This is a genomic window from Rhizobium sp. A22-96 (assembly GCF_053521805.1).
Genome location: NZ_JBNWDQ010000002.1, coordinates 298,469 through 322,649, shown reverse-complemented (window position 1 = coordinate 322,649; position 24,181 = coordinate 298,469). Strand labels below are relative to the sequence as shown.

Annotated in this window: 24 protein-coding genes and 1 other RNA gene; 12 read left to right on the top strand and 13 right to left on the bottom strand. The window is 59.8% G+C overall.

Annotation, left to right across the window (positions count from 1 at the left end):
• The first annotated feature begins 193 nt into the window (after positions 1-193).
• Together ACQZ6F_RS08050 and ACQZ6F_RS08045 are read left to right on the top strand one after the other, a co-directional pair.
• Positions 194-1,207, top strand: a complete 1,014-nt coding sequence (locus ACQZ6F_RS08050) for a flagellin N-terminal helical domain-containing protein (RefSeq protein ID WP_077468993.1) — start codon at positions 194-196, stop codon at positions 1,205-1,207.
• Between the two features lie 160 nt (positions 1,208-1,367).
• Complete coding sequence (locus tag ACQZ6F_RS08045) at positions 1,368-2,036, top strand: OmpA family protein (protein ID WP_068398924.1); 669 nt, start codon at positions 1,368-1,370, stop codon at positions 2,034-2,036.
• 61 nt (positions 2,037-2,097) lie between these two features.
• Here the strand turns inward: ACQZ6F_RS08045 and ACQZ6F_RS08040 are convergent, their stop codons facing one another.
• Entirely contained in the window at positions 2,098-2,505 is a 408-nt protein-coding gene (locus tag ACQZ6F_RS08040) for a DUF2000 family protein (RefSeq protein WP_449092177.1), read from the bottom strand.
• A gap of 14 nt (positions 2,506-2,519) precedes the next feature.
• Here ACQZ6F_RS08040 and ACQZ6F_RS08035 point away from each other — a divergent pair, with 14 nt between their 5' ends.
• Positions 2,520-3,416 (top strand): AraC family transcriptional regulator, encoded by an 897-nt coding sequence (locus ACQZ6F_RS08035; RefSeq protein ID WP_449092178.1) that lies wholly within the window; start codon positions 2,520-2,522, stop codon positions 3,414-3,416.
• A gap of 7 nt (positions 3,417-3,423) precedes the next feature.
• Here the strand turns inward: ACQZ6F_RS08035 and ACQZ6F_RS08030 are convergent, their stop codons facing one another.
• From ACQZ6F_RS08030 to ACQZ6F_RS08015, 4 genes are all read right to left on the bottom strand, one after another.
• A complete protein-coding gene (locus ACQZ6F_RS08030; protein WP_068398527.1) occupies positions 3,424-4,149 on the bottom strand; it encodes an amino acid ABC transporter ATP-binding protein in 726 nt (241 codons plus the stop codon).
• Positions 4,127-4,786 (bottom strand): amino acid ABC transporter permease, encoded by a 660-nt coding sequence (locus tag ACQZ6F_RS08025; protein WP_068398530.1) that lies wholly within the window; start codon positions 4,784-4,786, stop codon positions 4,127-4,129. The genes ACQZ6F_RS08030 and ACQZ6F_RS08025 overlap by 23 nt, the downstream gene beginning before the upstream one ends.
• On the bottom strand, positions 4,783-5,454 hold the full coding sequence (locus tag ACQZ6F_RS08020) for an amino acid ABC transporter permease (protein WP_449092179.1): 672 nt from the start codon (positions 5,452-5,454) through the stop codon (positions 4,783-4,785). The genes ACQZ6F_RS08025 and ACQZ6F_RS08020 overlap by 4 nt, the downstream gene beginning before the upstream one ends.
• 63 nt (positions 5,455-5,517) lie before the next feature.
• The gene (locus tag ACQZ6F_RS08015; protein WP_449092180.1) at positions 5,518-6,312 is read right to left on the bottom strand and encodes a transporter substrate-binding domain-containing protein; all 795 of its coding nucleotides are present in this window, start codon (positions 6,310-6,312) and stop codon (positions 5,518-5,520) included.
• Between the two features lie 350 nt (positions 6,313-6,662).
• On the opposite strand from ACQZ6F_RS08015, the gene ACQZ6F_RS08010 reads away from it, so the two are divergent.
• Positions 6,663-8,075, top strand: a complete 1,413-nt coding sequence (locus ACQZ6F_RS08010; protein WP_449092181.1) for an FAD-binding oxidoreductase — start codon at positions 6,663-6,665, stop codon at positions 8,073-8,075.
• 361 nt (positions 8,076-8,436) lie between these two features.
• Entirely contained in the window at positions 8,437-12,198 is a 3,762-nt protein-coding gene (locus tag ACQZ6F_RS08005; RefSeq protein WP_449092182.1) for an AsmA family protein, read from the top strand.
• A gap of 181 nt (positions 12,199-12,379) precedes the next feature.
• On the opposite strand, the gene ACQZ6F_RS08000 is transcribed toward ACQZ6F_RS08005, so the two are convergent.
• The 4 genes from ACQZ6F_RS08000 to ssrA all read right to left on the bottom strand — a co-directional run bounded on the left by ACQZ6F_RS08000 (position 12,380) and on the right by ssrA (position 13,950).
• Positions 12,380-12,592 (bottom strand): ribbon-helix-helix domain-containing protein, encoded by a 213-nt coding sequence (locus ACQZ6F_RS08000; protein WP_068398545.1) that lies wholly within the window; start codon positions 12,590-12,592, stop codon positions 12,380-12,382.
• A gap of 105 nt (positions 12,593-12,697) precedes the next feature.
• Entirely contained in the window at positions 12,698-12,892 is a 195-nt protein-coding gene (locus tag ACQZ6F_RS07995) for a DUF4169 family protein (RefSeq protein WP_077468980.1), read from the bottom strand.
• Between the two features lie 56 nt (positions 12,893-12,948).
• Positions 12,949-13,458 (bottom strand): SspB family protein, encoded by a 510-nt coding sequence (locus tag ACQZ6F_RS07990; protein WP_174071616.1) that lies wholly within the window; start codon positions 13,456-13,458, stop codon positions 12,949-12,951.
• Positions 13,459-13,579: 121 nt separating this feature from the next.
• Positions 13,580-13,950: a transfer-messenger RNA gene (gene ssrA / locus ACQZ6F_RS07985) on the bottom strand.
• A gap of 203 nt (positions 13,951-14,153) precedes the next feature.
• Here ssrA and ACQZ6F_RS07980 point away from each other — a divergent pair.
• Positions 14,154-15,074, top strand: a complete 921-nt coding sequence (locus ACQZ6F_RS07980) for a thymidylate synthase (RefSeq protein ID WP_449092183.1) — start codon at positions 14,154-14,156, stop codon at positions 15,072-15,074.
• A 39-nt stretch (positions 15,075-15,113) separates the two neighbouring features.
• Here the strand turns inward: ACQZ6F_RS07980 and ACQZ6F_RS07975 are convergent, their stop codons facing one another.
• Positions 15,114-15,641, bottom strand: a complete 528-nt coding sequence (locus tag ACQZ6F_RS07975; RefSeq protein ID WP_449092184.1) for an N-acetyltransferase family protein — start codon at positions 15,639-15,641, stop codon at positions 15,114-15,116.
• A gap of 149 nt (positions 15,642-15,790) precedes the next feature.
• Here ACQZ6F_RS07975 and ACQZ6F_RS07970 point away from each other — a divergent pair, with 149 nt between their 5' ends.
• The 6 genes from ACQZ6F_RS07970 (at position 15,791) to ACQZ6F_RS07945 (ending at position 22,109) form a co-directional block, all read left to right on the top strand.
• A complete protein-coding gene (locus ACQZ6F_RS07970; protein WP_449092185.1) occupies positions 15,791-16,357 on the top strand; it encodes a helix-turn-helix domain-containing protein in 567 nt (188 codons plus the stop codon).
• A 147-nt stretch (positions 16,358-16,504) separates the two neighbouring features.
• Positions 16,505-17,341 carry a DUF1932 domain-containing protein gene (locus ACQZ6F_RS07965; RefSeq protein ID WP_449092186.1) on the top strand — a complete coding sequence of 279 codons (837 nt, stop codon included), beginning with the start codon at positions 16,505-16,507 and terminating at the stop codon, positions 17,339-17,341.
• Positions 17,342-17,447: 106 nt separating this feature from the next.
• Positions 17,448-17,966 (top strand): dihydrofolate reductase, encoded by a 519-nt coding sequence (locus ACQZ6F_RS07960; RefSeq protein WP_449092187.1) that lies wholly within the window; start codon positions 17,448-17,450, stop codon positions 17,964-17,966.
• Between the two features lie 163 nt (positions 17,967-18,129).
• A complete protein-coding gene (hflK, locus tag ACQZ6F_RS07955) occupies positions 18,130-19,263 on the top strand; it encodes an FtsH protease activity modulator HflK (RefSeq protein ID WP_077468970.1) in 1,134 nt (377 codons plus the stop codon).
• Positions 19,263-20,204: a protease modulator HflC gene (gene hflC / locus ACQZ6F_RS07950; RefSeq protein ID WP_077468968.1), complete on the top strand. Its 942-nt coding sequence runs from the start codon at positions 19,263-19,265 to the stop codon at positions 20,202-20,204. The genes hflK and hflC overlap by 1 nt, the downstream gene beginning before the upstream one ends.
• A gap of 192 nt (positions 20,205-20,396) precedes the next feature.
• The gene (locus tag ACQZ6F_RS07945) at positions 20,397-22,109 is read left to right on the top strand and encodes a DegQ family serine endoprotease (RefSeq protein WP_449092188.1); all 1,713 of its coding nucleotides are present in this window, start codon (positions 20,397-20,399) and stop codon (positions 22,107-22,109) included.
• 4 nt (positions 22,110-22,113) lie between these two features.
• Here ACQZ6F_RS07945 and ACQZ6F_RS07940 read toward each other — a convergent pair whose 3' ends face one another.
• From ACQZ6F_RS07940 to serB, 3 genes are read right to left on the bottom strand one after another with little or no spacing between them, the layout of a single operon-like run.
• Complete coding sequence (locus ACQZ6F_RS07940; RefSeq protein ID WP_449092189.1) at positions 22,114-22,692, bottom strand: GNAT family N-acetyltransferase; 579 nt, start codon at positions 22,690-22,692, stop codon at positions 22,114-22,116.
• Positions 22,689-23,252, bottom strand: a complete 564-nt coding sequence (locus ACQZ6F_RS07935) for a GNAT family N-acetyltransferase (RefSeq protein ID WP_449092190.1) — start codon at positions 23,250-23,252, stop codon at positions 22,689-22,691. The genes ACQZ6F_RS07940 and ACQZ6F_RS07935 overlap by 4 nt, the downstream gene beginning before the upstream one ends.
• A gap of 32 nt (positions 23,253-23,284) precedes the next feature.
• Entirely contained in the window at positions 23,285-24,175 is an 891-nt protein-coding gene (gene serB / locus ACQZ6F_RS07930) for a phosphoserine phosphatase SerB (protein ID WP_449092191.1), read from the bottom strand.
• Between the last annotated feature and the right edge of the window lie 6 nt (positions 24,176-24,181).

Below are 24,181 nucleotides of genomic sequence, written 5' to 3'. Positions count from 1 at the left end.
CATACGTTCCGATTAGCGGTTTATTAAGCGTGTTTGCTAATCATAGCGGCATGTAACCGCTGGAGTTCGGGTGTTGTTTTTGCCTGGCTCCTCGTCCGCCGATACTCTCGGCCCGCGTGCATGAGCGCCCGCGGCAAGGTTCCGATGTCTCCCAGTATTTGTTGCGTATTGTTGCGTCCGGAGTTCGTGTGCCGTGAGTATTTTTTCGACCTTCATCAGGGTCAGTCCCTCTGTGAATACAGCGCTGGAAGTGTTGAAAAACACCCAGGCAAAATTGACCAATGCGGAGCGGCAGATGTCGTCCGGACTGCGGGTGCAGACGGCCAATGACAACGCTACCTACTGGAAAATCTCGGTTTTGACGCATACCGACATCGGCGCGATCTCATCGGTGCAGGATGCACTCGGCCTTGCGGCGTCCACGGTCAATACCGCGTCCACGGGCGTCAGTAGCGCGATCGACGTCGTGACGCAGATCCGGACGAAGCTGGTCAGCGCCTACGAGACGAGCGTCGACCGGACCAAGCTCAACGATGAGATCACGCAGCTCAAGCAGCAGTTGCGCAATGTCGGGGAGTCAGCGACCTTCAACGGTGTCAACTGGACCGTGCTGCAGGATGGCACCGATCCGACGAAGCCGCACCAGGTTCCCGGTTCTCTCATCCGCGGCAGCAATGGAACCGTCTCGATCGGCATGCTGAACTACGAAGGCGTGACGTCGACGAGCGGGACCATCACCTCAAGCGATGCGCGTTACCTGATCGACGATCAGTCGAGTGGCTCAGGCGGATATGGCGTACTGACTTCGACTGCCTTTGCCACCGCCGCCGGTTCTGCCAAGAATTATGTGCTGATCGGCAGCAAGAACGGCAATACGAGCGGCCAGGTCGAAATCTCGCTCGATGCCAATACGACGAAGGGTGCCCTGACCGATATGGTCAACACCGTGACGGGGATGCTGCAGCAGTTGAACACAATCGGCTCCGCCTTCGGTTCTCTCGAATCCCGCATCGGCCTGCAGACGGCGTTCGCCCAGCAGCTCAGCGATTCGCTGACCAGCGGCGTCGGCAAGCTCGTGGACGCCGATATGGAGCAGCAGTCCAGCAAGGTCCTGGCGTTGCAGACGCAGCAGCAGCTCGGACTGCAGTCACTCTCGATCGCCAATGCGAGCTACAATACCGTACTGCAGCTCTTCCAGAATCTCTGATCGTCGACCCCTCGGGATCTCGGGGCGGTGATCGGTGTTCTGAAAAGCCGCACGTTTGCGCTGTGCACAGGGGACAACGGTCTGGAGAAGTTTTCTCTTCATCATATTGCCGCAATGCTTCATATCTGCTGCGGCCATCGAACTGGAGAGCGACGATTCTATGATCAAGAAAATTGCCATGCTTGCCCTAGCGGCGGCCTTTTTGAACGCATGCACGACGACCGACCCCTATACGGGCGAGCAGAAGATGTCCAACACGGCGGGCGGTGCGGCACTCGGTGCGGGCGTCGGCGCTGTGGCCGGCCTTCTCATCGGTCATTCGCCGTCTTCGCGCCGCAATGCAGCGTTGATCGGCGCCGGTGTCGGCGCACTCGCAGGTGCCGGCATCGGCAACTATATGGACCAGCAGGAATCCGAGCTGCGCGCACAGCTGCAGGGTACCGGGGTTTCGGTTACCCGCGCTGGTGACCGCATCATTCTGAACATGCCGTCGGCGATCACCTTCGATATCGACCGGGATGCGATCAAGCCGGAATTCTTCGCGACGCTTAATTCGGTCGCCATCGTTCTGCGCAAGTTCAACCGCACGCTGATCGACGTCAACGGTCATACGGACTCGACCGGCAGCCTGCAGCATAACCAGGATCTGTCCGAACGCCGCGCCGGCTCGGTTGCCTCTTACCTTGGCAGCCAGGGCATCGACCAGCGCCGCATGTCCGCCATTGGCTTCGGTCCGACGCAGCCGGTTGCATCCAACGCGAGCGAAGCTGGACGCGCCCAGAACCGCCGCGTCGAGATCCAGATCGCGCCGATCACGCAGAACGGCTAAGCCTTTCTCAATCAAAAACGGCCGGATCTCGCGATCCGGCCGTTTTTCTTGCGCGCTGTTATCATGCGTGCATGCTTGCGCCCTTGGTGATCTTGTCGACGATCTTTTTGTCGGCCCGGATGGCGATGCCGACGACCTTGGCGTCTTCGGGGGCGAATTCGGAAAAGACGGCGCGATTGGCCGCATCATGACCGGTCGCAAACATTTCCTCAATGAACAGCGAAGAGGTGACGCCGCGTTCCAGCGAGCGGCGATGGATGGTTGCGATGCTGCCTTCGTCGGCCGAGAGGACGATGATCGGCTGGATCGATAATGCGTTGTAGACGTTGCCGGCACGATCGCGATAGGGTTCGCCGATGATTTCCGGATTTTGTCCGGCTATGCCGCTTGTGAGAAATGCGGTCACATTCAGTTTTTGCCAGGATTGAAGGTCGCTTCGCAGGACGATCGCGATTTTGGTATCGAACATCGGTGGTCACTTTCATGCAGTCTGGAAATGGGACGTTGCGCGAGGATGTAGCCGGACAGATCTTCGAGGGTCTTGAACGTTTGTGCGTGACGCCTGAAGCGAACCGCATCCTGTCGGCGCCCGCCTATCCGGGCATCGAACGCATACAGGCGCAATTTCGCGGCGACGCCTTCGATCTCCATCGGCACGACACCTATGCGCTGGGGGTCACCATGCGCGGCGTTCAGACCTTCCGTTATCGTGGCGAGCAGCGCTACAGCCTGCCGGGGCGGGTGATCGTTCTGCATCCGGACGAGCTGCATGACGGCGGGGCGGCAACCGATGACGGCCTCGTCTACCGGATGCTCTATCTGGAGCCTTCCCTGCTGTTTCAGTGTCTGGAGGCGGCACGCATCGGCCTGCCTTTTGTCGACGAGCCTGTGATTGAGGATAATCGCTTTGCCGGCCTGCTGTTGGCAGCGCTTGGTGAACTCGACCGGGAACTCGATGAACTCTTCGTGGACGACTTCGTCTCGCAGCTTGCCGATGGTCTCGTGCAGCATGCGCGCCTGCCGCTGAGGCCGCTGGGCAGCATCGCCTGGGGGCAGGCGAAAGCGGCGCGCGACTATCTGGAAGCGCATGCGACCCGGGGCGTGAGTTCACAGGACCTTGAGCGGATCACCGGCCTCGATCGGTTCGCGCTCGCCCGGCATTTTCGAGCTGCCTTCGCCACCAGTCCGCACCGCTTCCTGCTGATGCGGCGGCTGCAGCAGGCAAAGATCATGATCAGCCAGGGGGAGCCGATTGCCGAAATTGCCGCTGCGACCGGCTTTGCCGACCAAAGCCATCTGACCCGACATTTCAAGAAGGCCTTCGGCATCGCGCCCGGTGCTTGGGGCAACATGGTGCGGGGAGGCGGACAGCGGGGCTGACCAGCTTTCAGTGGTGGCCGAGGAACTGCTTGAGTTCCGGCGTCTGCGGATTGGCGAAGACGTCGCTCGGTGGCCCGATTTCGTGAACTCGCCCCTGATGCATGAAGACCACGCGGGAGCAGACGTCGCGAGCGAATTTCATCTCATGCGTCACCATCAGCAGCGTCATGCCTTCGCTTGCCAGTTCGCGCACAACGGCGAGAACTTCGGCGACCAGCTCCGGGTCGAGCGCCGAGGTGATCTCGTCGCAGAGAAGCGCGATCGGCTGCATGGCGAGTGCTCTGGCAATTGCGACACGCTGTTGCTGGCCGCCGGAGAGTTCGTCCGGATAGGCGTCGAACTTGTGCCCGAGGCCAACGCGATCGAGCATCCGCCGCGCCATGGCCTCCGCTTCTGCCTTGGCGATCTTCTTGACGACCATTTGCGACAGCATGACGTTGCGGCCCGCACTCAAGTGCGGGAAGAGATTGAATTGCTGGAAGATCATGCCGACCTTCAGCCGCAGCGCCTTCAAGTGCAGGTCGTCGGGCAGGAGTTGCGCGCCTGCGACTGAGATCGAGCCGTCATTGATCGTCTCCAGCCCATTGATGCAGCGCAGAAGCGTCGACTTTCCCGAGCCGCTCTTGCCGATAATGGCGATCACCTCGCCGGGTTCGACATCAAGGTTGATGCCTTTCAGAACCTCGTTGGTGCCAAAGCTCTTGCGGACTTCAGTGACCTCGATGAGCGACATTGAGCTTCCTTTCCAGGATCTGGCTGCTTTTCGACAGCGGCCAGCACAGGGCAAAATAGATGAGTGCGACGAAGCCGTAGACGGTGAATGGCTGGAAGGTCGCATTGGTGATGACGGTGCCGGCCTTCGACAACTCTACGAAGCCGATGATCGAGGTGAGGGCGGTGCCCTTGACGACCTGCACGGAGAAACCGACCGTCGGCGGCACGGCGATGCGCAGCGCCTGCGGCAGGATGACGTAGCGCATCTGCTGGATATAGCCCATGCCGAGGCTGGCGGAGGCCTCCCATTGGCCTTTGGCGACCGCCTCGACGCAGCCGCGCCAGATTTCGGTAAGGAAGGCGGCCGACCAGAGGGTCAGTGCAGCGCCCGCAGCGAGCCACGCCGGTACGTCGATGCCGAACAGGCCCAGGCCGAAGAAGGCGAGGAAGAGCTGCATCAGCAGCGGCGTGCCCTGAAACAGCTCAACGAAATACTTGACGGCGATGCGCCCGGCTTTGCGCTTGCCGATGCGCAGGAACAGCAGGGTTGCGCCGACGATGGCGCCGCCGGCAAAGGAGACCAGCGACAGAAGTATCGTCCAGCGCGTGGCCAAAAGCAGGCCGCGGAGAATATCCCATGTGGTGAACTGGATCATCGGCTGGCCCTGCGTGGAAAGATCAATGCGCCGACAGCCGCAAGCGCCTGCCGGAGCAGGATCGCCAGCGCCAGATAGATCGCCGTAGACACGAAATAGGCTTCGAAGGCGCGGAAGGAGCGCGACTGGATGAAGTTTGCCGCGAAGGTCAGATCTTCCGCCGCGATCTGCGAGACGACCGAGGAGCCGAGCATGACGATGACGACCTGTGATGACAGCGCCGGCCAGATGCGCTGCAGGGAGGGCACGAGGACGACATGACGGAAGGTCTCGAATGGCGTCATCGCGAGGCTGGCGCCGGCCTCAAACTGGCCGCGCGGGGTTGCCTGTATGCCGGCGCGGATGATCTCGCAGCTATAGGCGCCGAGATTGATGACCATGGCGAGATTGGCGGCCGTCATCTCGTTCATCTGGACACCGATGCCGGGCAGGCCGAAGAAGATGAAGAACAGCTGGATCAGAAATGGCGTGTTGCGGATCAGCTCGACATAGGTGGCGACAAGAGGTTTGAGCCAGCCTGGGCCGAGCGCACGCACCCAGGCGCAGGCTATGCCGAGAATGATGCCGAGCACGGCGCCGATCAGGGTCAGCTCGAGCGTGACGAGGACACCCTTGATCAGGACCGGGTAATATTCGGCGAGCCAGCCGAAGTCGAAATGATAGCGCATGGGAAGATGCCTCGCTCGGACAGACCGCGCCGCCAGTGGACAGCGCGGTCTGTCGTGCGTTGATCAGAAGCCGGCGGGAAGGTCAGCGCCGAGCCACTTCTGCGAGATCTTGTTCAGCGTTCCATCGGCCTTGGCGGCGGCGATGATCTCATCGACCTTCTTCTGCAGGGCCGGCTCGCTCTTGTTGAGGCCGATATAGCAGGGCGAATTGGTGATGAGGAATTTCATCTCGGGCTTTTTCGGCGGGTTCTTGGCAAGGATCGCCGCGGCGACGACATTGCCCGTGGCGATCAATTGCACCTGGCCAGAGAGAAAGGCCGAGATGGTGCCGTTATTGTCTTCGTAGCGCTTGATCGTCGCGTCCTGTGGCGCGACCTTCGTCAGCGCCAGATCCTCGATCGCGCCGCGGGTGACGCCGATCGTCTTGCCGGAAAGATCCTCCGGCTTGGCGGCGGCCGTCTCAACCGGGCCGAAGATCCCGTTGAAGAACGGCGCATAGGCGTCGGAGAAATCGATGACCTTTTCACGGTCAGGATTCTTGCCGAGGCTCGAAATCACCAGATCGACCTTGTTCGTCTGCAGATAGGGAATGCGGTTGGCACTGGTGACCGGCACAAGTTCCGTTTTAACGCCAAGCTTTTCGCCGATCAGGTTGGCGATATCGATGTCATAGCCCATCGGCGCCATGTCCGTGCCGACGCTGCCGAATGGCGGGAAGTCCTGCGGAACTGCGACGCGCAGCGTGCCGCGCGATACGATGTCGCTCAAGGCGTCCGCCCTTGCTGCGTGCGGGGCGGAAAGCGATCCCGTCGCGAGTATCGCGATGCCGAGTGCCATGAGCAATTGTCTGCGCTTCATCGAATGTCCTTCCAATCGGGCTATGTAAGCTGGAAGGCAAAAAGCAAGCGCCATGCCAGTCGCCTGTGTGGCGCCGATCTCCACTAACTGTCAGTGCCATCGCGAGAAGGCTTCATCTTCGGCGGGTAGTTTGTGCGGCGTTTGCATAAAATTTACGCATATTCAGCCGTGTCGCTTCTTTGTGCGGGCCTTTTCCAAGCCTTTGAGGCCCGCCCGATCCCAAAGGTGCGAGGGGCAATATGAGGTCGGGAGTACGGGTCATTTTCATGACTGGACACCGCCCTTTCTATGTCCCATAGAACCGTCAAAAGGTTAACGCCTTTCGATGTGCGCGATGGGAGATTCGGATTATGGTTCTGGCTGATGCGAAGGCGGGGATACGTAACGAGGCTGGGATATCAGTCGTTCTCGGTGTCCTGAAACAGGCATTCGGCGAGCGCTTCCAGACCGGCGAAAGCTTTCGCTCGCAACATGCCCATACGACCACCTATATTCCCGCTCAGCTTCCCGATGGTGTCGTTTTCGCTGAAACGAGCGAGGATGTGCAGGCCGTCGTCAAGGCTTGCGCGGAGCACAAGGTGCCGATCATTCCCTTTGGCGCGGGCTCTTCCCTGGAGGGGCAGGTGAATGCGCCACAGGGTGGAATTTCCATCGATTTCAGCCGGATGAATCGCGTGCTGGAAGTCAATGCCGAGGATCTTGACTGCACGGTGGAGCCCGGCGTGACGCGCGAGGATCTCAACACCTATCTTCGCGACACCGGCCTGTTTTTCCCCATCGATCCCGGCGCCAACGCCTCGATCGGTGGCATGGCGTCGACGCGTGCCTCAGGCACCAACGCCGTGCGATACGGCACGATGAAGGACAATGTGCTGGCAGTGACCGTCGTCACTGCAAATGGCGAGGAAATTCGCACCGCGCGCCGCGCCAAGAAATCATCCGCCGGCTATGATCTGACCCGGCTGTTCGTCGGTGCGGAAGGCACGCTCGGCGTGTTGACGTCGGTAACGCTGCGCCTGCAGGGCATTCCCCAGAAGATCGCTGGCGGCGCCTGCGCATTCCCGGATGTGAAGGCGGCCTGTGATGCCGTCATCATGACGATCCAGATGGGCATTCCCGTCGCCCGCATCGAGTTGCTCGATGCCATGCAGATGCGCGCCTGCAACCGTTATTCGGGCCTTACCTACGATGAGAAGCCGACGCTTTTCCTCGAGTTCCATGGCACGGAGGAGACAGTTGCGCTGCAATCTGCGCAGTTTGCCGAGATTGCCGCCGAATGCGGCGGTGGCGAATTCCTTTGGACTGCCAATGCCGAGGAGCGCAACAAGCTCTGGAAGGCGCGCCACGATGCCTATTGGGCATGCCGTGCGCTGGCGCCGGAGCTGACAGCCTTGTCGACGGATGTGTGCGTGCCGATCTCGCGGCTTGCCGAATGCGTTGCCGAGACCCAGGCCGATATCGAGGCGCATGGGCTGCTGGCGCCGATCGTCGGTCATGCCGGTGACGGCAATTTCCACGTGCTTGTGCTGTTCGACGACAAGACGCCCGAAGGGATTGCCACGGTCGAGAATTTCGTTGCGCGCCTGAATGCGCGCGCGCTCGCCATGGACGGCACCTGCACCGGCGAGCATGGTGTCGGACAGGGCAAGATGTCGTTTCTCGAGCAGGAACTCGGCAGCGCCGTCGATCTGATGCGCCAGATCAAGGAGGCGCTCGACCCCGATGCGATTTTCAACCCCGGAAAGATATTCCATCCCCACTGAGAACGGGAGCGTTCCCACGATCCTGCCTTGCTGCCGGTGCGAATGACGCTAGAGCCGGACCATTTTGGGTCGAACCGACCTGAAATCTGAATCCGCCCTAGAATCAAACAGGTAGAGCCCGATGCCGTCTGAAAACCGCTTACACTTTTCGGCATCATGCTCTAGGCTGCAGCCGCTTTTCCCAACTTATGTCATGGAAAGCAGCCAGGATGCGCTAGATCATGCGGCAGGCCCTGGAAAAATGGTGCGATTTTGAAATGGGGTTCAATAGAAACGTGCGTATCCGGGGCGATGTGGTGTATGTGCTCCGATAGGTCACGGTTTATCGCTTATTTGGAATGCAGATTGGAGACGGTGCGCATTGTTAGGTAGGGTCCTGGTTTTTCTGGGTGGATTGCTCGTAGTGGTGCTGTTCGTGGCACTGCTCGCTCCGCTCTTCATAGACTGGACCGATTTTCGCAAGAATTTCGAGGATCAGGCGAGCCGCATCATCGGCAAGAAGGTGACGGTTCACGGCACTGTCGACGCGCGTCTCCTGCCTTTCCCATCCGTAACTCTGCATGATGTCCGCGTTGGCCAGGAGACTGATGGAACGCCGCTCGTGCAGATTGACGAATTCTCCATGGATGCGGAGCTTGCTCCCTTCCTGTCCGGCGAAGCGCTGATCTTCGACATGCGCGTGTCGAAGCCGAAGGTGCGCCTGCGGCTGCTGAAGGATGGCACACTCGACTGGATGCGCGGCAGCCAACCCGAGATTCCCGCAAAGTCAGTGGTGCTCGAAAGCGTGCATGTGGAAGACGGCGATCTGCTGTTCATCGACGAGCAATCCGGCCGTACCCGGCATGTGACCGGTCTCAATGCCGAAATGTCCGCCAAATCGCTGGCCGGTCCGTGGCGTATCGAAGGCGATGCGGCGCTCGACGGCGAGCACGGCAACTTTACGGTTTCCAGCAGCCAGCCGGATGACAATGGCGTGTTGCGCGTCCGCACCCGGCTGATGCCCGATCGTCATCCCCTCAATGTCGATCTCGATGGCGAGCTGAAGCTGGTCGACAGCAAGCCGGACTATATGGGTTCGTTCAATGCCGGTGTCGACGACAAGCGCTCCGGCAATTCCGGCGAGCAGCAAGCCCAGCCTCGCATCAAGGGTCGCTTCGAGCTGACCAACGATCGCATTCGTGTACCAGAGTATCGCCTGGAGGTCGGTGCTGCCGACGATCCCTATGTGGTGACGGGCGAGGCGACGCTGGATACGGGGACGAAGCCCGAGTTTCTGCTGACCGCCGATGGCCAGCAGATCGACGTCAATCGTCTCGGCAACAACAAGGGTACCAACGGCAAGACCAACCGCAACCCGGCGGTCTCGGCACGTCAGCGCCTGAACAGCCTGATTGCGATCGCCGCTGAAATTCCGGTGCCGCAGGTACCCGGCAAGGCGACCTTCCGCCTGCCGGCAATCGTCGCTGGTGACACAACCGTGCGCGACGTGCAGCTCGATCTCGAGCCGGCGGGAACGGGGTGGAAGATCGATCATGCGATCGGCACGCTGCCTGGGCGTACGCAGGTCGAGGCACGCGGCAACCTGATGCTGCAGGGCGAGCCAAACTTCAGCGGCAATCTCGTCGTCGCGTCGAACCAGCCCTCCGGGCTTGCTTCGTGGTTGGTCGGGTCTGTCGATCCATCGATCCGGCAGCTGCGGCAGGCAGGTTTCTCCGCCGATGTCAGCCTGCGCCATGAGGAGCAGCGCTTCGAGAACCTGGAGATCGCCATCGGCCCGGCGATGCTCAAGGGCCGGCTTGATCGGGAAGTGCCGAACGAGAAGGATGCACCGAAGCTCGCCGTCGATCTCATGGGGGATACGCTCGATCTCGATGCGCTGAGAGCGTTGACGGGCCTCTTCACCGGCCAGGACGGTGGGGAATCATTGTTCGATCATCGCATCACCGCGCATCTGCAGGCCGGAAAGTTCGTCGCCTTCGGTGTGCCGGCCGATAATGTCGACACATCGTTTTCCATCGCGGGCGGTGCACTGACGATCGACAAGCTTGCCGTGCGCAATGTCGTCGGTGCCGAAATCACCGCAACGGGGCGTGCCGATGGCTCACCCTCGGATTACAAGGGTTCGGGCGAAATCACCTTCAAGGCTGCCGATCCCGGCCCATTCTTCGAAATGCTGCGCCAACATCTGCCGCATCATCCCGTCATGGACCGGCTGGTGCGCAATGCCGCCTGGTATGGAAACACGGCGCTTCGCGGCGCAGTGACACTCGGCGGCGATCAGGACAATGCCTTGACCGTGACGCTCGCCGGTGTCTCCAATGGCAGCCGTGTGAATTTCGATTACCGCATGTCTGATCTCTCGGCCTTCACCGGCAAGGGCACGACAACGCTTGAGGGAACGCTCGAAAACTCGATTACCTCGATCCTTTTCGGTCAGGCAGGTCTCGATCCACTGCCGGTGGAAGCTGATGCCAATGGCCGCATGACCCTGAAGGTGTCTGCAAACGGTACTGATCCGGCCGATGCTGCGCTGACCTTCGCGACCGACAAGACGTCGTTCACCGCGAATGGCAAGGTCGATGTGCGGCCTGACAGTTTCCTCAATGGCAATATCGCGCTGTCGCTCGAAAGTGCCGATCTCGATCCATATTTCGTGATGAACGGTATCGGCACGCCGCAAATGGGCACCGGCCTGCCGGTCAAATTCCAGGCCAATGCCGCGCTGAGCCCCGACAAGATCGTTCTGTCCGATATGAAGGGGTTGCTCGCCGACAATAATGTGTCGGGTGCGCTGACCTTCGACAGAAAGGCTGCCAATATCAAGGCGACCGGTGCGCTGGCGCTCGACAAGGTGGATCTTGGTTGGCTGGCGGAGTCGATCTACGGGCCGATGACGGATGCCAAGACTGGCAATCTGTCCAGGGAGAAGCTCGGATTGCCGGCCTTCACCGGGCTTGATATCGGCGTCAAGCTGTCTGCGAAGCAACTATGGCCTGGCGTATTCGGTCCAATATCGAATTTCACGGGTAATGCCGCCTATAAGGGCGAGGAGCTTCGGTTGAACGATCTGACCGGCGGCTGGAACGGCGGCACGGTGAGCGGCAGCCTGATGCTTGCCAACTCCGACGGCACCGGGCTGCTGCAAACGAAGCTGAACCTTGCCGACGGCGATCTCGCTGCCGTTGCCTGGCAGCGTGACGGCGCGCCGCTCGCCAGCGGCCGCTTTGGCCTGGGAATGAATGTCGAGGCAAGCGGCAAGAGCCTTGCCGAGCTTGCGGCCAATGCCAGCGGTTCGGGCGAGATCAAGCTTGGTGAAACGCATGTGCGTGGCCTCAATCTTGCCGTCCTGCCGCCATTGCTGTCTGCGACCGACCAGATCCAGGGTGACATCACGGCCGACAAGGTGCTGCCAATCGTGCAGACGCTGCTCAACAATGGCGAAGCGGTGCTGCCGGCCACGAGCATACCATTCAACATCTCCGCCGGCGTCGTGCGCGCGACCAATATTGCGGCCGGCAATGATCTGGCGAAACTTTCCGGCAATGCCGAAATCAGCCTGCCGGACGAGCGCATGCGCGGGTCGCTCGGCATCGACTTCAATGCCGGAAGTGAGACGCAGAGCGGCGCAGAACCAGCTGTGCGCCTCGATTTTGCCGGTCCGCTCGCAACGCCGGGCCGGACGATAAATATCACCGACGTCACCAGCTTCCTCTCGGTGCGTGCTTTCGAGCGCGAGCGCCGTCGGGTCGAGCGCCTCCAGGCCAATGTGCTGGAGAAGCAGCGGCTCCGGCGCGAGGTGGCGCTCTACAAATATGCCGCCGGCGTACGTGAGGCGCAGAGGCAGCGGGATGCGGCCATTGAGCAGCAACGCCGTGCAGAGGAGATCCGGCTGCGCGATCTCGCCCGGCAGGCAGCTGCGCAAAAACAGGCGGAAGATGATGCCAAGGCCAAACAGGCAGCGGACGAGGCCAAAGCGAGAGCCGCCGCCGAGGAGGCGAAGGCTAAGGCCGCCGCAGAGGCAAAGGCCAGGGCCGAAGCCCAGCAGACGCCTGCACCCAGTGGCCAGGCTCCGAAAACCGGAGCACCCCTGAATTTCAACGAATTGCCTGGTGTGGCTCAGTAGTCATCCGCGCTTGTGAGCCTGTTCGCAGCCGTGGCGGTCAAGCCGCCAAAGGAGCGCTGCCGTATTTCCCAGGAATTGCCAGAGCACTTCCAGGAAAAGTGCGCAGCGGTTTTCCATCCGGAATGCGTCAAGAAAGAAAAAGATAGAGCGTTTTCGCGATTCGAAGAAAAGCGGAAATGTTCTAGTGGCGGTCTTTCAGCCATTTGAGAACATAAAGGCGCAGCGCAGAGGAGAGGTTGCTGCCGGCCTCACGCCCGTCGTCGATTTCGGAGATCAGTGCTGCGAGCGAGATGCCGCGCGCATTGGCGATCGCCTTCAGTTCTGTCCAGAAGGCGTCCTCAAGGGAAAAGCTCGTGCGATGGCCATGCAGCGTCGCGGAATGTTTACGGATCATCGGTGGATCGATCAAAAATCGGAAAGGGTAGGGTGTTTCTGAAAATGATTCAAAATGCTTTAGTAAGCAACTGATTTCTGAAGTTTTTTTATGCCGACACAGTAATTATTCGTCTGCTTTCGGCGTGTCCATCCGACCAGCTTCGTGGGTCTTCGCGGCCTTGTCGTTGAGCGCTTTCGTCAGGTTCTTTTCTGCCTTGGTGCGGCCGAAGCTGATGCGGTTCTGCTCAGCCTCCTTTTCCTTTTCGGAACGGGCTTGCTTCTTGCGAAACTGACGCAGATTGACGATTTCCGCGCTCATCGAGCTCTTCCTATTGGCGATGTGGAAAGGGGAAGCAGATGCTCCCCCTGATACGGCTATTGTTTCTTGCGGAATGAGTCGAGGGATACGACAGATCCCGGCTTCTTTTCCTCGCCATCCTTGGCTGCCACGGGCTCTTCCGCGCCTTCGGCCGGAACCGGATAGGCGGTGATCTCGCCGGACGTGGTTTCCTCCTCGTCGTCGGCCAAGGGAACGTCGAATTCGAGTTCGAAATTGACCGAGGGGTCGTAGAAGCCGCGGATCGCATTGAAAGGTACGACCAGCTTTTCCGGGACGTCGGAGAAGGACAGGCCGATCTCGAACAGGCTCTCGGTGATTTTCAGATCCCAGAACTGATGCTGGATGACGATGGTCATCTGCTCCGGATACTTCGACTTCAGGTGCTGCGAAATGCGCACGCCAGGCGCGCCCGTCAGAAAGGTGATGAAGAAATGGTGATCACCGGGTAGACGGCCGGTAGCGCCGACTTCAGTCAACACCTTACGGATGACTCCACGCAGGGCGTCCTGTGCCAAAATATCGTAGCGGATGTGATCCTGCGCCATGCTTTCCTGTCTTTCGTTAGCCCATGTTTTTTTAAAGGCTTATGCCACGCTCGGCGCCAAGGGGAAAGCCCCGTGCGCGAGTCATCGCCTTGTCTTACTATAATATAGCACTGGAGGATAAGGTGAAGGCTTCTGTTGCCAGGTGCCTTCGAACCCCGCCTAAGAGTGCGACCCCTTAGGACTTTATTTGAAGTGTCACACCGCGATTAAGCAGCGAGACGAGCTTCCGCATAGTTGTCGTTTGCAACTACAATTTTAGCCCGATAACGGCGGTACAATGCCGAGCAAAAAGTCGATCTTTACACCCTTGTCGATCCTGTTTCGCCCCCATCAAAAGCCGGTCTGACGCCGATTTTGCCGGCCGGTTTTTGGTGGAGGCGCCGGGTACCGCCCCCGGGTCCAATAGGTTTATTACACCGCTCATTTATCGCCATAGCCGGCCCGAAGACCGGCAAGGGTGATATAGTGTTTTCCGCGGGCGAAGGGAAGGGCAATTGTCACAAATGCTTTGCCAAAACAGCGGTTGGCGACGCCGGATACGACATTTGGCCGGGATTACGCCGCGCTATGGTTGGTTTCGTGCCGGCTTGTCATTAAACTCGCGAAAAAGGAATCGGCTGATCGTAGGCCGATGAATTGCCGCTGGCGGTTTTCGCGCCGACTGCAAAACTTCAAGAACGATTTCGGAGCTGAAGATGGTTCGCCACCCGGAGTATCAATATCTCGACCTGATGGCGCACCTGCTCGAACATGGTGACAGGCGCATCGACCGGACGGGCGTCGGCACTTTGAGCGGTCTCGGCGCGATGATGCGCTTCGATCTGTCGAAGGGGCAGATCCCGATCTTCACGACCAAGCGCGTCTACTGGAAGCTCGCGGTCAAGGAAATGCTCTGGTTTCTGACCGGCGACACCAATATCCGCAATCTGCTGAAGGAAAATGTGCGGATCTGGACGGATTGGCCGCTCGCGAAATATCGCAAGGCCACCGGCGAGGACATCGACCAGGTCGCCTTCGAGAAACGGATTCTGGAAGACGAAGGTTTTGCGATTCAGTGGGGCGATCTCGGTCCGGTCTATGGCAAACAATGGCGCCAGTGGCGCGATGCCGAGGGCCGCGTGCATGATCAGCTAGCATCCGTCATCAGGGATCTGAAGACCAATCCCAGCAGCCGCCGCATGATCTTTCATGCCTGGAATGTCGGTGAGCTTGCCGAGATGGCGCTGCATCCCTGCCACATGGTCTATCAGTTCCATGTGTCGAATATATCCAATGCAGACGGCAGCCGTCCGCGCCTCAGCCTGATGGTCTTCCAGCGCTCATGCGACCTTTTCCTCGGCAATCCCTTCAACATATCGCAGCAGGCGATCTTGCTGGCGATGATCGCGCAGCAGGTCGACATGGATATGGGGGAACTGGTCTGGTCGGGTGGTGACGTCCACCTCTATCTCAATCATCTGGATGCGATCCGTGAGCAGTTGAGCCGTGATCCCAAGCCCTTTCCGACACTGCGCCTGCTGCGCCGGCCTGACAGCATCGATGACTACCGTATTGAGGATTTCGAAGTTTTCGGTTACGAACCGCACGCCGCGATCGCGGCCGAAGTCGCGGTTTAGCCGGCGCCCGCCTCTGTGAGCAGAGTGATGCGGCAGCTTTCAGGCTGCGGGTTTTGAATCGGGATCAGTACGCTCGTCGAGCAGCAATTGCAGGAAAGCGAGGTCAAGCCAGCGGCCGAACTTCGTGCCGACTTGCGGGAGCAGGCCGACCTGCTGGAAGCCGAGCTTTTCATGAAGCCTGATAGAGGCCGCATTGCCAGCCTCAATGCCGGCGACCATCGCATGCTTTCCGATCGCTCTGGCACGTTCGATCAGTTCGACCATCAGCGCCTTGCCGATACCGCTTCTATATTGGTCGTTGCGGACATAGACGGAATGTTCGACCGTGTGGCGATAACCGTCGAAGGCGCGCCAATCGCCAAACGAGGCATAGCCGACAACATCGCCATGGTCGTTGGTGGCGACAAGCACCGGATAGCCCAATTTGCGCCGATCCTGCAGCCATAGCCTGCGATTGTCGATGTCGACCTGCGTGTCGTTCCAGATCGCGGCCGTGTTGACGACAGCGTCATTGTAGATCGCGGTTATTCCCGCAATATCGGCATCATTGGCATCGCGAATCTGCATCGGCTGCTCCGTGAAGCTATCCACTAAATTGGATGAATGTTGGATTGATCCTTACGTCTCTCATACGCCGATTTCAGCGATTGTCCATGATATTATTAAGCTTGCCCAGCTAATTGCGGGTTTTCCAATAGTCTACTATAGTAGCACATATGTCCCATCTTGACGATATAGACAGGCGGATAGGCGCACGTATTCGCATCGAACGCGAGAGCCGCGGCTGGTCGCTGACGGAGCTTGCGGAACGCTCCGCCGTTTCGCGCGCCATGATCCATAAGATCGAGCGCGGGGAAAGCAGTCCGACAGCGACGCTGCTGGGTAAGCTGTCGGGCGCCTTCAGCCTGAGTATGTCGGCCTTGATGGCCCGTGCGGAAATGCAGCAGGGTCGTTTCTTGAAGAAGGAGGATCAGCCCGTCTGGGTCGATCCGCAGACTGGTTATGAGCGGCGGCATGTTTCCCCAAAGTCGGATCTGCCGCTGGATCTGGTTCGCATCGAATTGCCTGCAGGCGCGGACGTTCCGATGCCGGCATCGGCCTATGCGTTCATGCGGCAGCTCATCTGGGTGCTGGAGGGTGAACTGACCTTTATCGAGGGCACTGCAAGACATCATATGTCGGCAGGCGATTGTCTCGAGCTCGGCCCACCGACGGATTGTGTGTTCAGGAACGAGGGCGACAAGCCCTGCACCTATGCCGTTCTTGTTCTGCGCAACGTCTAGCCTCAGCCCAATCCGCCATGCGGTGCAAAGTAGGCTGCGGAAAGTTCTCCACGCGCAGTAAAACTTATCGTTACCGCTAGCCATTCCGCTCGTCCGGTCATGCCCGAGGCGCTATGTTGTCGCCTTGCGTGGAGAAGGAGTTCAGTCGTGGATATTGCAGTCATCGGAGCAGGCGCGATGGGCAGCGCCATTGCGAGGCGTTTGGTCGAAAACGGTGCGAAGGTGCTGACTTACCTTGAGGGCCGCTCACCGGCGACCATCGAGCGTGCGAAGGCTGCGGGTATGGAGCCCGTCGGGCTAGACGTTATCGCCGGCGCGGGTCTCATCCTCTCCATCGTACCGCCTGCCAGTGCCATTGGCGTGGCCAAACAGGTCGCTGCCGCGATACGCCAGCGCGGCTCGAAAACGGTGTTCATGGACTGCAACGCGATTTCGCCGCAGACGATGACGCAGGTCGCGGCCGTTTTCGGCAATGATTGCGGCGTCGTTCTCGATGGCTGCATCATCGGCGGGCCGCCGAAAAGCGGGCAAAAGGGGCCAAAGCTTTATGTGAGCGGCGACCAGGCCAACAGCGGCGCCGTGCTTTCTGAACGAGGCCTCGAGGTGCGCCGTGTCGATGGGGCGATCGGTGCCGCCTCGGCCCTGAAGATGTGCTATGCCGGCATCAATAAGGGCGTGACGGGTCTGGGTACGGCCATGCTGCTTGCGGCGATCCGTTCCGGTGCGGACGAGGCGCTGAAACGCGAACTTCAGGACAGCCAGCCGGATCTCGATGCAAAACTGGTGCAGGGCATTCCGGACATGTATCCGAAGGCCTATCGCTGGGTTGCCGAGATGGAGGAGATCTCGGAATTTCTCGGCGAAGATGATCCTGCCTCCCTGATATTCAGGGGAATGGCTGGCCTCTATCGCAAGATGGCGGAGGACCGGGAAGGCGGCGGCGTGCTGGCCGAGCAGCTCGACGGGCTCAATAAAGGTATCTGACGGGGCGTTGAAAGGGGTGCTCTTGATCCATCGTCCAGACTATCATGCGGCGGAAGCGCAAGGCCGACTCGCATATGACGGCAGCGACCGTATTTGAGGAAGACGCATGACCCAGCCGATCAAGACCATCGTCGTTGCCGTATCGCGCAACAATATTATCGGGCGCGACGGCGATATGCCCTGGCGGCTGTCTTCCGACCTCAAGCGCTTCAAGGCGATGACGCTCGGCAAACCTGTCATCATGGGGCGCAAGACCTTCCAATCGATCGGCAAGCCGCTGCCTGGCCGTCCGAATGTCGTGATTACGCGCGATGCAAGCTTTTCGCCCGAAGGCGTGACGGTGGCGCATTCGCTGGAAGAGGCCGTTGATGCAGCCGCCCACATTGCCGCGGAAGGCGGCATTGACGAAATCTGCATTCTCGGTGGCGGAGAGATCTATCGGCAGGCGATCGGTCTGGCCGACCAATTGCTGATCACGCATGTCGAAGCGGAGGTGGATGGCGACACATCCTTTCCGATCATCGATCCGGCCCTTTGGCGGGTTGATAGCGAGCTTGCCTTGCCGGCAGGTGAAAAGGACACCTATCCGACGCGGTTCGTCACCTATCTTAGGCGAAAAGCATGAAAGCGGCGGCGAAAAAGCAAATATTTTCCAGTTAATCCGACGAACTTCCTCAAGTCGCGTTGAAAGCAGGTGTGTCGATACCTATAACGGGAAACAATCGCTGCCGCCTGCGAATTTCGTGGGTTCGGCGCGATATTGGGGTTCAACAAACAAAGAGGTCTTGATGCCTTGGAGCAATCAGAATGGCGGCGGTGGCGGCCCGTGGGGCGGCGGCGGCAGCGGCGGTGGTGGAAATAACCAGGGACCTTGGGGGCAGGGACCGAACCGGCCGCGAGGAAGCGGTAACGGTGGTCCTCCGGATCTTGAGGATATTATTCGCCGCGGCCAGGACAGGCTGAAGGGGTTCATCCCCGGTGGCTTCAACGCCGGCGTCTTTCTTATCATTGCCGCTGTTATCGGTGTTTTCTGGCTCATTCAGTGCGTCTACACGGTGCAGCCCGATGAGCGCGGCGTGGAACTGCGTTTCGGCAAGCCGAACACGGAAGTTTCGATGCCCGGCCTGCACTTCCATTTCTGGCCGATGGATCGCGTCGAGTTCGTCAAGGTGACGGAACAGCAGCGCAATATCGGTAGCCGTTCGACAGCCGGTTCGACCAACGGTCTGATGCTGACCGGCGACCAGAACATCGTCAACGTGCAGTTTTCGGTTCTTTATGCGGTGACCAACCCGCAATCATACCTCTTCAATCTCGAAAGCCCCGACGAGACATTGCAGCAGGTTTCCGAAAGCGCAATGCGTGAAGTTGTTGGCCGTCGTCCCGCCCAGGACATCTATCGTGACAACCGTCAGGAAATCGCCGTTCAGGTGAGGGCGATCATTCAGGATACGATGGATCGCTATGGCGCTGGCATCACCATCAACGCCGTGCCGATCGAGGATGCCTCGCCGCCGCGTGAAGTGGCAGATGCCTTCGATGAGGTGCAGCGTGCCGAGCAGAACGAAGACCAGCAGGTCGAAGAAGCCAATCAGTACGCCAACCAGCAGCTCGGTCAGGCTCGCGGTCGCGCGGCTCAGATTCGCGAAGAAGCAGCTGCGTACAAGGATCGCGTCGTGAAGGAAGCTCAGGGTGAGGCTCAGCGCTTCATCTCGATCTATGACGAATACATCAAGGCACCGGTAGTGACGCGCAAGCGGCTGTTCCTTGAAACCATGGAGACCGTTATCGGCAATTCCAACAGTGTCATCATCGACGACAAGCAGGGCGTCGTTCCCTACCTGCCGCTGAATGAAGTCGGCAAGCAGTCCACGACGCAGGCGGCCAAGCCTGCCACTGCAGCTCAGCCGGAGGCCAAATAATGACGTCCAGCCGTTTGCCTACCATTCTTATCGCGCTTGCGGTGATATTGTTGCTTGTCTATTCGTCGGTGTTCGTGGTCAACGCCAAGGAGCAGGCCATCGTCCTGCGCTTCGGCCAGATCCGCGCGGTCAAGACGGAGCCGGGCCTCTACTTCAAGCTGCCCTTCGCGTTCATGGACGCCGACCGCGTCCAGTACATCCAGCAGCAGGAGCTCCGTTTCGATCTGGACAATATCCGCGTCCAGGTTTCGGGTGGTAAGTTCTACGAAGTCGATGCGTTCGTCGTCTACAAGATCACCGATGCGCGGAAGTTCCGCGAAACGGTGTCGGGTGATCGCGACGCGGCGGAATCGCGTCTCAGAACCCGCCTCGATGCCTCGCTGCGTCGCGTCTACGGTCTGCGCGGCTTCGAAGCGGCGCTGTCCAACGAACGCGCGTCGATGATGACCGAAGTGCGTGACGATCTGCATCGCGATGCCGAAACGCTCGGCCTCAACATCGAGGACGTCCGTATTCGCCGCACCGACCTGACGCAGGAAGTCTCGCAGCAGACATACGACCGCATGAAGGCCGAACGTCTGGCGGAAGCGGAACTGATCCGCGCACGGGGTAACGAAGAAGGCCAGCGCCGCCGTGCTATTGCCGACCGTCAGGTCGTCGAGATCGTTGCGGATGCGCAGAAGGATTCGGAAGTCCTGCGTGGTCAGGGTGAAGCAGAGCGCAACGGTATCTTTGCCGATGCCTCCTCGCGCGATCCGAACTTCTATGAATTCTACCGCACGATGGCTGCCTACAACAAGGCATTCGTCAACGGTGGCAAGACGCTGGTGCTGCCGCCGAACAAGTCGGACTTCTTCAAGTTCTTTGATAGTCCGAATGGCACGGCGCCCGATTCCGCTGCGCCGGCACTTGCCAATCCGACGACGACCCCTGCGAACTGAGGGGTCATGCGCTGAAATCGAAGGGCTGCCTCACGGCGGCCCTTTTCTTTATGTGACGAGGCCGCACCTTTACCATAAAGCCAAGGGCCGGGCGGAGGTTCGGGGATATCGCAAAAAGGTGATTTCATGCTTCATCATTCCGCCTTATGCTGATGCTTATACAAGATTTCCCAAATTCGACGAGGATGCCTGATGGCTTCGAACACTAGCCTGCCCTTCAGACGTTCGTTCGCTTTGCTGGCCAGCATCGCGTTGATTGCCGGCCCTGTTGCGGGCGGCGCGAAACAGGCTTTCGCTCAGGCACAGAATAGTGGTTTGGGCGCTGGTATTCAGGCCCCGCCCGTTACCAACAACCAGACGCCGCCCGCAAATACGCCGACCATGTCGATGAACCCGGCAATGAACGCCGGCCCCGCTTCGGTGGCTGATCTTGCGGCTGGACTGCTCAATGCCGTCGTCAATATCTCCACCTCGCAGAAGGTGAAGGATGAGGGCGATGGACCGGCGACGCCGAAAGTGCCGGACAATTCACCGTTCCAGGATTTCTTCAACGATTTCTTCAAGAACCGGAACAATGACGACAGCAACCGCAAGGTCAGCTCGCTCGGCTCCGGCTTCGTCATCGATCCTGCAGGCTATATCGTCACTAACAATCACGTCATCGAGGGTGCTGACGATATCGAAGCGATCTTTCCTGACGGCACCAAGCTGAAGGCAAAGCTGATCGGAACGGACACGAAGACCGATCTTTCGGTTCTCAAGGTCGAGCCGAAGCACCCGCTGACCGCCGTCAAGTTCGGCGATTCCGCCAAGATGCGGATCGGAGACTGGGTGATGGCGATCGGCAATCCCTTTGGTCTCGGCGGCTCCGTTACCATCGGCATTGTCTCGGCCCGTGGGCGCAACATCAATGCCGGCCCCTATGACAATTTCATCCAGACGGATGCCGCGATCAACAAGGGCAATTCCGGCGGCCCGCTCTTCAACATGAAGGGCGAGGTGATCGGCATCAACACGGCCATTATCTCCCCGAGCGGCGGCTCGATCGGCATCGGCTTTGCCGTGCCCTCGGAACTGGCCGAAGGCGTCGTCAACCAGCTGAGAGATTTCGGCGAAACCCGCCGCGGCTGGCTTGGCGTGCGCATTCAGCCGGTAACGGACGATGTCGCGACCAGTCTCGGTCTTGGCAGCGCCAAGGGTGCGCTCGTGGCCGGCGTCATCAAGGGGGGCCCGGTCGACAATGGCACCATCAAGGCGGGTGACATCATCCTGAAGTTCGACGGCAAGGATGTGGACGAGATGCGCGACCTGCCGCGCGTGGTCGCCGAAAGCCCGGTTGGCAAGGCTGTCGATGTGATCATCTTCCGCGATGGCAAGGAACAGACCGTCAAGGTCACGCTCGGGCGGCTTGAGGATAGCGATCAGGCGGCAGCAGCCAGCACCGACAAGGACAAGAAACCGCAGCTTGCGCCCGATGGCAACGGCAACCGTGACGGCATCATCAATCCCGATGGGAGCGATGATGGCAATGATGACGGCATGGATGGAGAGGATCAGGGCGACAACCAGCAGCAGTCGCCGCAGGCTCAGCCACCGGCCCAGGCAAGTTCGGCCATACTCGGCATGAAACTGGCGACGCTGACCGCGGAAAACCGCAAGAGCTTCGGCATTGCCGACAGTGTCGACGGTGTCGTCATCACCGAAGTGGCGCCGGGTTCGGCTGCGGCCGAGAAAGGTTTGAAGCCGGGCGATGTCGTCGTGGAAGTTGCTCAGGAGTTCGTGCAGACACCGAGTGCTGCTTCGGAAAAGGTATCGTCGCTGAAGCGCGAAGGACGCCGCAACGCGCAGATGATGATTGCGTCTCCGAAGGGTGACTTGCGCTTTATCGCCGTCCCGTTGGAATAGGCGCTCAGCCTTCGGCTGGCCGGGTCCGGAGCGAGCGCCACGCGGTGGCGCTCAAGCGATAAACGACGTGGCGCTTCAAATGCGGATGCGTGTCCGGAATTTGTGGATGGTCGAAATCGCCTGTTGGGTCGGCATCCATGCCGATTTTTCGCATGACCGCCAGGGCAGGGTAATTGTCATGCACGGCGATCGACAGGACTTCTGCGAGCTTCAGTGTCTCGAAGGCATGGTGCAGAAGCCCCATGCCGGCTTCGGTGGCGTAGCCGTTGCGCCAATGGCTCGCCGAGATCCGCCAGCCGATCTCCACCACGCCTTCGGGCAGATGAGGTTGGAGTTGCGGCTTCGACAGGCCGCAAAGCCCGACTGCCGCACCGCCTTGCTTCAGGGTCATCACCAGAAGATCGAATCCCGGCTGCGACGTGAGCTCCCGGATCATGGTGAAGACCGCATCGGCATCTTCGCGACTGCGGCGAAAGGGAAAGAATTTGAGGACGGCGGGATCGGAGCTGAGTTCGTAGAAGAGATCGCGATCCTCTTCCCGGCAGGGCCGCAAGATCAACCGCGATGTTTCAACCGATGTCATCGCCCGGCGCGCCACTCTGCTGCCGTCAGGTGATAGAGCACATGGTGTTTCAGGTGGGGGTGGGTATCCGGTACGACAGGGTGATCGAAATCGCCACCGACGACGCGATGCATGCCGATCCGCTCCATGACGGCGGTCGACCTGACATTGTTGTGCACGGCAAAAGAGACGATCTGGTCGAGACCGAGCTTTTCAAAGCCATGGGCAAAAAGTGCCCGCGCCGCCTCGCTGACCAGGCCCTTGCCCCAATGCCGTTTCACCAGCCGCCAGCCGATTTCGACTGTTCCGGCCGCGATGTATGGTTCCAGGTGATCGGTTCGCATCAGCCCGCAATAGCCGATTGCCTCGCCAGTTGCCTTGAGTTCGAGAACATAAAGACCGAGGCCGGTCTCGGCGATCATCGAGTGGACGCGGTCGAAGAAGGCATCCGATTCCGTGCGGTTGCGGCGGAACGGAAAAAACTCCATGACCGCATCGTCGGAGTTGATCTCGAAGGCCAGGTCGCGGTCGGTCTCGCGCCAATTGCGGATGATGAGGCGTTCGGTTTCCGTGATGATCATCGGTGCCCCCGATTTCGGCAACTCTGCCGGTTCTATGGTTTGATGAAGTCGCTCTTTCGATAGCCCTGGATGTAGAGCAGGGCGGTCAGGTCGCCGTGGTCGATGCGCATCCTTGCCTGTGCTGAAACCGTCGGCTTGGCGTGCAGCGCGACGCCGGAACCGGCGAGTTGCAGCATGCCGAGATCATTGGCGCCGTCGCCGACGGCGAGTGCTTCGTCGGTGGAAATGCCGAGCTTTTCAGCGATATCGTTGAGTGCATCGACCTTGGCCTGCTTGCCGAGGATGGGTTCCTCAACAAAACCAGTCAGCACGCCATTCTCCTCCAGCAGGAGATTGGCGCGATCCTCGTCGAAGCCAAGCGTCGCGGCGATGCGGCTGGTGAAGACGGTGAAGCCGCCGGAAACGAGGGCGGTGTAATAGCCCTTCGCCTTCATGGTGGCGATGAGTTCGGGGCCGCCCGGCGTCAGGGTGATGCGCTTGGCGATGACATCGTCGACGACGGAGAGCGGCAGGCCTTTCAGCAAAGCCACGCGCTCGCGCAGCGCCGGTTCGAAGGCAATCTCGCCGTTCATGGCGCGGGCGGTAATGTCGGCGACCTTATCCTTCAGGCCGACTTCGGCTGCCAGCTCATCGATGCATTCCTGGCCGATCATGGTGGAATCCATGTCGGCGATCAGCAATTTCTTGCGCCGGGTCTCGGCACTCTGAATGACAAGGTCGATCGGCGCGTTGCCGATCGTGGCGAGGATATTGGCTTCGGCCGCCTGCAGATCGGCATCGTCACGTAGCGCGATATCGCAGGCAATGCCGTCGGCCAGCCAATAGAGCCCGGAAGCCTTGGCGGCCTCTGCTGCCCGTTCGGCAATCGCCGGAACAAGAACGGGGTTTGACGGATTGGCAATAAGCGTGGCAACGAAGGCCATGAGCAG